This window comes from Streptomyces durbertensis (genome assembly GCF_014156695.1).
GTDB classification, from domain to species: Bacteria; Actinomycetota; Actinomycetes; order Streptomycetales; family Streptomycetaceae; genus Streptomyces; species Streptomyces durbertensis.
Map to the genome: position 1 here is coordinate 1 of NZ_WMLF01000183.1, position 10,189 is coordinate 10,189.

The 10,189-nt window shown below is 71.3% G+C and carries 6 protein-coding genes and 1 tRNA gene; 1 reads left to right on the forward strand and 6 read right to left on the reverse strand.

Annotated elements, in window-relative coordinates; translation table 11 throughout:
- Nucleotides 1-52: 52 nt before the first annotated feature.
- The 5 genes from mfd to GL263_RS14085 all read right to left on the reverse strand — a co-directional run bounded on the left by mfd (nt 53) and on the right by GL263_RS14085 (nt 8,405).
- Nucleotides 53-3,592, reverse strand: a complete 3,540-nt coding sequence (gene mfd, locus GL263_RS14065) for a transcription-repair coupling factor (RefSeq protein WP_182856034.1) — start codon at nt 3,590-3,592, stop codon at nt 53-55.
- 99 nt (nt 3,593-3,691) lie between these two features.
- Nucleotides 3,692-6,262, reverse strand: a complete 2,571-nt coding sequence (locus tag GL263_RS14070; RefSeq protein WP_182856035.1) for an ABC transporter permease — start codon at nt 6,260-6,262, stop codon at nt 3,692-3,694.
- Nucleotides 6,259-7,047 carry an ABC transporter ATP-binding protein gene (locus GL263_RS14075; protein ID WP_182856036.1) on the reverse strand — a complete coding sequence of 263 codons (789 nt, stop codon included), beginning with the start codon at nt 7,045-7,047 and terminating at the stop codon, nt 6,259-6,261. Before GL263_RS14075 ends, GL263_RS14070 begins: the two co-directional genes overlap by 4 nt.
- A 495-nt stretch (nt 7,048-7,542) precedes the next feature.
- A tRNA-Gln gene (locus tag GL263_RS14080) sits at nt 7,543-7,614 on the reverse strand.
- 11 nt (nt 7,615-7,625) lie between these two features.
- Nucleotides 7,626-8,405 (reverse strand): helix-turn-helix transcriptional regulator, encoded by a 780-nt coding sequence (locus GL263_RS14085; RefSeq protein ID WP_194377496.1) that lies wholly within the window; start codon nt 8,403-8,405, stop codon nt 7,626-7,628.
- 175 nt (nt 8,406-8,580) lie between these two features.
- Here GL263_RS14085 and GL263_RS14090 point away from each other — a divergent pair, with 175 nt between their 5' ends.
- The gene (locus tag GL263_RS14090) at nt 8,581-9,915 is read left to right on the forward strand and encodes a sensor histidine kinase (protein ID WP_182856037.1); all 1,335 of its coding nucleotides are present in this window, start codon (nt 8,581-8,583) and stop codon (nt 9,913-9,915) included.
- Here GL263_RS14090 and GL263_RS14095 read toward each other — a convergent pair.
- Nucleotides 9,890-10,189: SUKH-3 domain-containing protein (locus GL263_RS14095; protein ID WP_182856038.1), on the reverse strand; the 300-nt coding region annotated here is incomplete at its 5' end. The two genes, GL263_RS14090 and GL263_RS14095, sit on opposite strands and share 26 nt — an antisense overlap.

Here is a 10,189-nt window from a genome sequence, read left to right on the forward strand (position 1 = left end):
GGCCCGCACGACCGTTGTCGTGCGGGCCCCTGCCCGTGCTGCGCCCGGCGGCTCAGGTGTCCACCACCGTCGTCAGGAACTCGCCCACCCACGCCAGCAGTTCACGGCCCACCACCGGCTTGCCGCCGATGCCGCCCGCCTTCGGCCGCGGCACCAGCACCTGCCGCGTCGCCGCCTTCACCACCGCGCCCCGGTGCAGCCGCTTGAGCCGCAGCTCCTGCGACTCCCGCAACTCCACCGGCGAGAACCGGATGTTGCTCCCCTGAAGCGTGACGTCGGTGACCCCGCACGACCTCGCCAGCATCCGCAGCCCCGCCACCAGCAGCAGGTTCTCCACCGGCTCGGGAAGCTTGCCGTAGCGGTCCGCCAACTCCTCCCGGACCGCCGCGATGTCCTCCTCCGAGTTCGCCGAGGCGATCGCCCGGTACGCCTGCAGCCGCAGCCGCTCCCCCGGCGCGTAGTCGTGCGGTACGTGCGCGTCCACCGGAAGCTCGATCTTCACCTCCAGCGGCGCCGCCTCCTCGTCCGGCTTGCCGTCCATCGACGCCCGGAAGTCGGCCACCGCCTCCCCCACCATCCGCACATACAGGTCGAAACCCACGCCCGCGATGTGACCCGACTGCTCGCCGCCGAGCAGGTTGCCCGCGCCGCGGATCTCCAGGTCCTTCATCGCCACGTACATGCCCGCGCCCATCTCCGTGTGCTGCGCGATCGTCGCCAGCCGCTCGTGCGCGGTCTCCGTCAACGGCTTCTCCGGCGGGTACAGGAAGTAGGCGTAACCCCGCTCCCGGCCCCGGCCCACCCGGCCCCGCAGCTGGTGCAGCTGCGACAGGCCGAAGTTGTCGCCGCGCTCCACGATCAGTGTGTTCGCGTTCGAGATGTCGATACCGGACTCGACGATCGTCGTCGACACCAGCACGTCGAACTTCTTCTCCCAGAAGTCCACCACCACCTGCTCCAGCGCCGACTCCGACATCTGGCCGTGCGCCGTGGCGATCCGCGCCTCCGGCACGATCTCCCGCAGCCGGGCCGCCGCCCGGTCGATCGACTCCACCCGGTTGTGGATGTAGAAGACCTGCCCCTCGCGCAGCAGCTCACGGCGGATCGCCGCACCGATCTGCCGCTCCTCGTACGGGCCGACAAACGTCAGCACCGGATGCCGCTCCTCCGGCGGCGTGGTGATCGTCGACATCTCCCGGATGCCGGTCACCGCCATCTCCAGCGTGCGCGGGATCGGCGTCGCCGACATCGTCAGCACGTCCACGTTCGCCCGCAGCTTCTTCAGCTGCTCCTTGTGCTCCACACCAAAACGCTGCTCCTCGTCGACGATGACCAGGCCCAGGTCCTTGAACTTCGTCTGCGAGGAGAACAGGCGGTGGGTGCCGATCACCACGTCCACCGAACCCTCCCGCAGCCCCTCCAGCACCGCCAGCGCCTCGGCGTCCGACTGGAACCGGGAGAGCGCGCGGACGTTGACCGGGAACTGCCGGTACCGCTCGGTGAACGTCCCGAAGTGCTGCTGCACCAGCAGCGTCGTCGGCACCAGCACCGCCACCTGCTTGCCGTCCTGCACCGCCTTGAACGCCGCCCGCACGGCGATCTCCGTCTTGCCGTAACCGACGTCGCCGCAGATCAGCCGGTCCATCGGAACCGGCTTCTCCATGTCCTCCTTGACCTCGCCGATCGTCGTCAGCTGGTCCGGCGTCTCCGCGTACGGGAACGCGTCCTCCAGCTCCCGCTGCCACGGCGTGTCCGGACCGAACGTGTGCCCCGGCGCGGCCATCCGCGCCGAGTACAGCTTGATCAGGTCGGCGGCGATCTCCTTGACCGCCTTCTTCGCCCGCGCCTTCGTCTTCGCCCAGTCCGCGCCGCCCAGCCGGTGCAGCGACGGCGCCTCCCCGCCCACGTACTTGGTGACCTGCTCCAACTGGTCCGTCGGAACAAAAAGCCGGTCCCCCGGCTGGCCGCGCTTCGCCGGCGCGTACTCCACCAGCAGGTACTCACGCGTCGCGCCCTGCACCGTGCGCTGCACCATCTCCACGTAGCGGCCCACACCGTGCTGCTCGTGCACGATGTAGTCACCCACCTGCAGCGTGAGCGGATCGATCGTCTTACGGCGCCGCGCCGGCATCCGCGTGCCGTCCCGGCCCGCCGCCGCCCGCTGACCCGACAGGTCCGTCTCCGTCAACACCACCAGACCCAGCTCCGGCGCGACAAAACCGGTCTCTAGCGAGCCGCACGCCACATGCACCACCGACGGCGAGATCTCCCCCAGCTCCGCGTCCAGCCGTGCCGGAACCCCCTCACCGCCCAGCACCTCGACCGTGCGGGCCGCCGGACCGTGCCCCTCCGTCAGGTACACACAGCGCCAGCCGCGCTCCAGCCACCCCTTGGTGTCCGCCAGCGCACGGGCCGTGTCACCCCGGTACGCCTCCGGCGCCCGCAACCCCAACCGGAGACTGTCCGCCTCCCCCTCCACCTCGTCCGCCGCGAACGGGCTCACCGTCCACCACAGCATGCCGAGCTCACGCGCCCGGTCCCGGACGTCCGCGATCCCCCACAGCGACGCCGCGCCCACATCGATCGGCGCCTCGCCGCCACCCGCCGACGCCGCCCACGACGCCTGCAGGAACTCCTGGCTCGTCGCCACCAGATCCGCCGCCCGGGTACGCACCCGCTCCGGATCGCACACCACCGTCATGCTGCCCGCCGGCAACACGTCCAGCAGCAGCTCCATGTCGTCCACCAGCACCGGCGCCAGCGACTCCATGCCCTCGACCGCCACTCCCTCGGCGATCTTCCCCAGCAGCTCGTCCAGCTCCGGATGCTCCCGCGCCAGATCCGCCGCCCGCGCCCGCACCTCGTCCGTCAGCAGCAGCTCCCGGCACGGCGGCGCCCACAACCCGTGCTCCGCCACCTCCAGCGACCGCTGGTCCGCCACCTTGAAGTAGCGGATCTCCTCCACGTCGTCACCCCAGAACTCCAGCCGCAGCGGGTGCTCCTCCGTCGGCGGGAAGACGTCCAGGATGCCGCCGCGCACCGCGAACTCGCCGCGCTTCTCCACCAGCTCAACCCGCGCATAGGCGGCCGCCGCCAGCCCCCGCACCACTTCGTCCAGATCCGCCGACTCCCCCGACCGCACCCGCACCGGGACCAGCTCGCCAAGCCCCTTCACCTGCGGCTGCAGCACCGAACGCACCGGCGCCACCACCACCGACACCGGCCCCGCGCCCGGATCGTCCGCACTCGGATGCGCCAGCCGCCGCAACACCGCCAACCGGCGGCCCACCGTGTCACTGCGCGGCGACAGACGCTCGTGCGGCAGCGTCTCCCACGCCGGGTACTCCACCACCGACTCCTCCGGCAGCAGCGAACGCAGCGCCGCCGCCAGGTCCTCCGCCTCGCGGCTCGTCGCCGTCACCGCCAGCACCGGCCGCCCGGCCTCCCTGGCCAGCGCCGCGACCGTCAGCGGCCGCGCGGCGGCCGGACCCACCACGTCCACGTGGTCCCGACGGCCGTCGGCCGCCGCCCGCACCGCCTCACCGAGCGCCGGGTCACTCACGACGGCATCAAGCAGACCGGTCACACGCATGGAAGAAATCCGTCCCCGCAGATGGCTGGACAACGCGAAAGGCCCGATCCACACGGACCGGGCCTTCCAGCCTACGCCGACCGCCGCCGCGACCGGCCGCTACTCGGTGGCGATCGCCGACAGGACGTTCATCCGGCCGGCGCGGAACGCCGGAACCAGCGCCGCCACCAGGCCCACCACCGCCGCGCCGAAGAACACCGTGACGATCGTCGCCCACGGGATCTCCAGCACTCGCAGCCCCTCCAACGCCAGCAGCTGCTGCGCCGCCGCGCCCCACACCAGACCCAGACCCAGACCCAGCAACGCGCCGAACAGCGCGATCACCACCGACTCCAGCCGGATCATCCGCCGCAGCTGCCGCCGCGACAGACCGATCGCCCGCATCAGCCCGATCTCCCGCGTACGCTCCACCACCGACAGCGCCAGCGTGTTCACCACACCCAGGATCGCCACGATGATCGCGAGCGCCAGCAGCCCGTACACCATGTTCAGCAGCTGACCCACCTGCTCGCGCAGCTGCGCCTTGTAGTCCGCCTGGTCACGCACCTGGTACTGCGGGAACGGCTCCATCCGCTCCTTCAGTCCCTGGTAGGCCGCCGCCTCCTGGCCCTCCTCCGCCTTGCCGAACATCAGCATCGGCAGCGGCATCCGCGCCTCCGGGACGAAGGTCTCGGCCGTCCGGATGCCGAGGAACATCACACCGCCGTCCAGCGACGCCTCCTTCGAGGTGACCGCCGCGATCCGCAGCGGCTCCGCGTCCCCGTCCCGGTACCTCAGCGACACCTCGTCGCCCACCGACAGACCGTGCTTGTCGGCGAACGCCTCGTCCACCGACACCGCGCCCTGCCGGTACGCGTCCGCCATCCGGCCCTCGACCGTCTCCACCCGCACGTCCTCCGCGTACGTCGGCGACGCCGCCACCGCGTCGTGCCGCACCTCCTCGCCGCCCGGCAGCGTGACCTCCACGCCCCCCAGCGCGCGGTACTCCGTGACATGCGCCAGACGCGGGGCCGAACGCACCGCCTCCGCCGCCTTCGGCGTGATCGGCGCCCCCATGTCGTTGCTGACGATGAAGTCCGCGCCCACCGAACGGTCCAGCTCCCGGTCCGCCGAGGCCACCATCGACGCCCCGACCACCGACAGGCTCGCCACCAGCGCCAGACCGATCATCAGCGCCGCCCCCGTGGCACCGGTACGACGCGGATTGCGCAGCGCGTTCCGCTCCGCCAGCCGGCCCACCGGACCCCACAGCCGCAGCACCACCACACTCAGGCCCCGCACCACCACCGACGCCAGCAGCGGCCCCACCAGGACGAAACCCACCAGCGACAGCAGCACCCCGAGCGCCAGCATCAACGCGCCCGGCGCGGCCTCATCGGCCCGCGCCGCGAACAACAGCGCCAGCGCGCCGCCACCCGTCAGCACCAGACCGGCCACCGCGCGCACCCGGCCCGCCGAGCCGTCCTGCGGCACACCGCTGTCCCGCAGCGCCGCCATCGGCGACACCCGGCCCGCGCGCCGCGCCGGCAGATACGCCGCCAGGACCGTCACCAGCACGCCCAGCGCCACGCCGACCACCGGCGTGACCCAGGTGATCGTCAGATCGTCCGTGCTCAGGCTCATGCCGAACGAGTTCATCAACGCCATCAGACCGACCGCCAGGCCCACGCCCGCGGCCACACCCACCAGCGAACCGAACAGACCCAGCAGCACCGCCTCGACCAGCACCGAACGGTTCACCTGCCGGCGGTCCGCGCCGATCGCCCGCATCAGCCCGATCTCGCGCGTCCGCTGCGCGACCAGCATGCTGAACGTGTTGACGATCAGGAAGACGCCGACCAGCAGCGCGATCAGGGCGAAGCCCAGCAGCACCCACTTCATCACGTCGAGGAAGCCCATGTCGGCCTTCAGCTCGTCGGTGAACTCCGCCTGCGTCTGGACCGCGTAGCCCTGCCCGACGGCCGCCAGGACCTGCTTCTTCAGCAACTCGTCGCTGACCCCGTCGGCGGCCACGACGGCCACGTGCGTGAACGCCTCCGGATCGGCCAGCAGCCGCTCCTGGACCACCGCCGTGTCAAAGTACAGGACCGCCGCGCCGGGATTCGTCGCCTCGAAGGTGACGATGCCCGAGATCTTCGCGGTGAAATCCCCGGGCGCCGCGATCGTCCGCAGCTCGTCGCCCAGCTCCAGCCCGTGCTTCTTCGCCGTGTCGGCGTCCACCGCCACCTCGGCCGGACCCTCGGGCAGCTCACCCGAGGTGAGCTTCATCGTCCGCTCGTCCAGCTCCGTCCAGTTCGTGGCGATCGTCGGCGCGCCCGTGGTGGGGCTGATGCTCTTGTTGTCGGAGTCGACGACCGTCACCGCCATCGACACCGCCAGCCCGAACGCGCGCTCCGCGCCCTCGGCCCTCCCGGCCTCCTCGACCACCGAGGCCGGCAGCGTCGCCGGGATGCCCGTACTCGGACGCTCGTCGTCCTCCTCGTCGTCCGGGGAGACCGTGACGTTCGCCGAGCTGTCGGCGAACAGCTTGTCGAACGTGGTGGTCATCGTGTCCGTGAACACCAGCGTGCCGCAGACGAACGCCACCGACAGCACCACGGCAAGCCCCGACAGGACCATCCGCCCCTTGTGGGCGAAGAAGTTCCGCAGGGAGGTTCTCAGGAGGGTCATGACACCCGCCCGAAGGTGTCGAAGGCCTTCATGCGGTCGAGCACCGACTCGGCCGTCGGCCGCCACATCTCGTCCACCAGCCGGCCGTCCGCCAGGTACAGCACCCGGTCCGCGTAGGCGGCGGCCACCGGGTCGTGCGTGACCATGACGATCGTCTGACCCAGCTCGTCCACCGAACGGCGCAGGAAGCCCAGCACCTCGGCACCCGCCCGCGAGTCGAGGTTGCCCGTCGGCTCGTCACCGAAGATGATCTCCGGCCGGGAAGCGAGGGCGCGGGCCACCGCCACGCGCTGCTGCTGGCCGCCCGACAACTCCGACGGCCGGTGCTTCAGGCGCCCGCTCAACCCCACCGTGGACACCACCCGATCCAGCCACTCCCGGTCCGGGCGCACCCCGGCGATGTCCATCGGCAGCGTGATGTTCTCCAGGGCGTTCAGCGTCGGCAGCAGGTTGAACGCCTGGAAGATGAAGCCGATCTTGTCGCGGCGCAGCCGGGTCAGCTTCTTGTCCTTCAACGAGGTGATCTCGGTGTCGCCCACCCAGATCTGGCCGGAGGTCACCGCGTCGAGCCCGGCGAGGCAGTGCATCAGGGTCGACTTGCCGGAGCCCGACGGGCCCATGATCGCGGTGAACGCGCCCCGCGCGATCTCGACGTCGACCCGGTCGAGGGCGACCACCTCCGTCTCCCCCGAGCCGTACGCCTTCACGACCTGCCGCGCCCGAGCCGCGACGGCCGTGCTTTCTCCGCCGCCCCCGGTCCGGGATTCAGTCACAGCCGTAGTCACGGTAACTCTCCTTGATCGAATGGAACGCTGATGAACTCTGAAGCTGACGAGCTCGAACGGTCCGGCGAAAGCCGGAACCTCGCGAGGCCACGGCCCGTTCAACCTCCGGAACCGAGCCTCGTGCACCGGACCGGGTGCGGGCGATGGTGCCTGGGGGCGTGTCCGCCCTGGGGCTCACACCACCAACCACCGGCCGCCCGCCCGACCACTCATCACGCTAGGGACTCAAAGCCCCGCCCTCGTCCTGCACGGGGACGAGACGACTCCCCGAACACTTCGGTGGGCTCCCCTAGGGGAGCGCGCTCCTCCGACCCTGAGCCCTCACGCCACGTCAGGCGCAAGCCGCCCCGGAAGGGCGACAAGCGGGGAGAAAGATGGCGGGGGCAGCAAGTTCCGGAACGTCGGGCGAGGAGACGGTCACAGCGACCTGGAAGCGGCCGCGAGGGGGCCGGCGAACTCAGGAGAACGAGTTCAGAACAAGTTCAAGAGGAAGGGCTCCCCCGCCAGGACTCGAACCTGGAAAAATACATCCAAAGTGTATTGTGTTGCCAATTACACCACGGGGGAACAACAAGGGGCTATTCGGACAGTTCGCCCTCTTGAGCCGCCTCGGCTCCCCATACTATGCCGCACCACCACCCTTCTACGCGACGATAGATCTCGGCGCCACCCCGGACACCGACCACAAGGCAACCCCGGTACTCCGCTCCGACGTTCTTCCGCACCGTCTTCGGGTTGTGCTTCTTGAGCGTCGTCTTGGAAAAGGCCGTCGCGTCAACACCCACAAGCGCCGCCCAGTACTCGAGGGCGCCCGCCACGTCCGCCGTCTCGTGGATCATCAGCCTCAGCTGGAGACGGTCCTTCCCCACCCCCAGCAGCGCCAGCCAGGCCAGGAAGACGCGGATCATCCCCGGGTCGCTGTTGACGAACTGGATCTGCTCCTGCGTGCGGTACGGCTTGCTCTTGGCGCCTTCCGCCCAGTACAGCCCGGCGCCGACCAGCAGCAGCTCACGTTCGCTGAGGCGGCCGACCTGGGCGGCCGCTTCGGCCCGTGTGCGCGTGCGGCGGAGCGCGACGTCCCGGCGGTGGCGCGCCCAGCGGGCCTCGCTCATCCGCCGGAGACGCTCGGGCGGCGTGCTCGGCCGGGGCAGGTCGCGCACCCAGCGCGAGACCGTGCTCTTGGCGACGCCCACCTCGGCGACGATCTCCGCGTACGTGCGGCCCTGCCGGCGTAACGCGCGGGCCCGCTCCCGCGGCGTGGCGGCATCCTCGGGTGTCACAGGAGTCGCGGATCCCGTGGGTGTCGCGGGTGTGCTCGTGGCGGGGGCGGTGTGCTGCTGGTTCATGTGGTCGCTCATGTACGTGACGATGCCATCGGATCGGCCGCCGCGGGTCGAATGCCTGCTCGATTCACCGGTTCGGAGGAGGAATCGAGGATTCCGCACTGGTTGCTGTCGGAAACGGGAAAAGCGCCGCTCACCGTGGCCGACGGGGGGCGGGAACCGGCCGGGGGCCGGTCGTAGTCTGGTCGGTATGAGCGAGACGGGGGAAGACGCCCGAACCGAGCGTTGTGCGCGTCCGCCGGGCCCGTTGTGGTGGGCACGGCGGCGCAGCGCCGTACTCGACGTCCTGCTCGCGCTGGTGGCGGCGGCGGAGTGCGCGCTGCAGGGGGCGGCCTTCTCCCGCGAGACGGGCGTGCCCGGCTGGTCCGGGGTGCTGCTGGGTCTGCTGGCGGGTGGTTCGCTGGTGCTGCGGCGCCGCTTCCCCGTGGGCGTGGTGCTGGTGTCGATCGCCGTCCTGCCGGCGCAGATGGGCTTTGTGCTGTCGGTGGTGGCGTTGTACACGCTGGCGGCCTCGGACGTGCCGCGGCGCATCATCGCTTTGCTGGCCGGTATGGAGTTGGCCGGCGTGATGCTGGTGCTGTACCTGGACATGCGGCGTACGACGCAGGACGACCTGGGCGGGTCGTGGTGGGTCGTGGTGCTGCTGGCGGTGACGCTGTCGGTGCTGGCGACGGTGCCGCCGGTGCTGCTCGGTCTGTACGTGGGCGCGCGGCGGCGGCTCGTGGAGGCGCTGCGGGAGCGTGCGGCCGGCCTGGAGCGCGAGCTGTCGCTGCTCGCGGAGCGGGCGGAGGAGCGCGCGGAGTGGGCGCGGGGTGAGGAGCGGGCGCGGATCGCCAGGGAGATGCACGACGTGGTGGCCCACCGGGTGAGTCTGATGGTGGTGCACGCGGCGGCGCTTCAGGCGGTGGCGCTGAAGGATCCGGAGAAGGCGTCGCGGAACGCGGCCCTGGTGGGTGACATGGGCCGGCAGGCGTTGACGGAGTTGCGCACGATGCTGGGTGTGCTGCGCGCCGAGCCGACGGCGGGCGTGAAGGCCGCGGCCGGAGCGGCGGACGCCGGTGAGGAGCGTCCGTTGCGCAAGGTCGCGGAGTACGCGGCCGCGGCGGCCGGCCGGGAGGCCGCCGGTGGGCCGCGGCTGGGTGAGCTGGGGCAGTTGGTCGAGCAGTCGCGGGCCGCGGGGATGCGGGTGGAGTTGCTGGTCGAGGGGCAGGTCCGGGCGTTCGCCGCGGCGGTGGAGCAGACGGCGTACCGGGTGGTGCAGGAGGCGCTCACGAACGTGCACAAGCACGCGGCGGGGGCGGCGACGGTGGTGCGGCTGGCCTACCGGGCGGCGGAGGTGGCGGTGCGGGTGGAGAACGAGGCGCCGGCGGCCGGGGTGGCGGACGCCGGTCTGCCGAGTGGCGGGAACGGGCTGGTGGGGATGCGCGAGCGGGTGACGGCGCTGGGCGGCGGTTTTGTGTCGGGTCCGACGGATGCCGGCGGTTTCCGGGTGTCGGCGGTCATTCCGGAGGCGCGTCCGGCGTAGCGCCGGCGGGTTGTCCGCAGCTGAGCCGGATGGGGCGGACGCCTTCGACGAGGGTGGTGAGGGCGGCGTCGATGTGGGGTCCGAGGTAGTAGTCGCCGCTGTGGTCGAGGCTGTAGACGCGGCCCTGGGCGTCTATGGCGAGCAGGGCGGTGCCCTCGTCGGCGCCGGCGGTGGTGTGGTGTTCCTCGCCGAGCGGGGAGAGTTGGGTGTCGAGGGCGCGTCCGAGGTCGGTGAGGGTGCGGGCCCAGTGGAGTCCTCGGGCGGGGTCGATGAC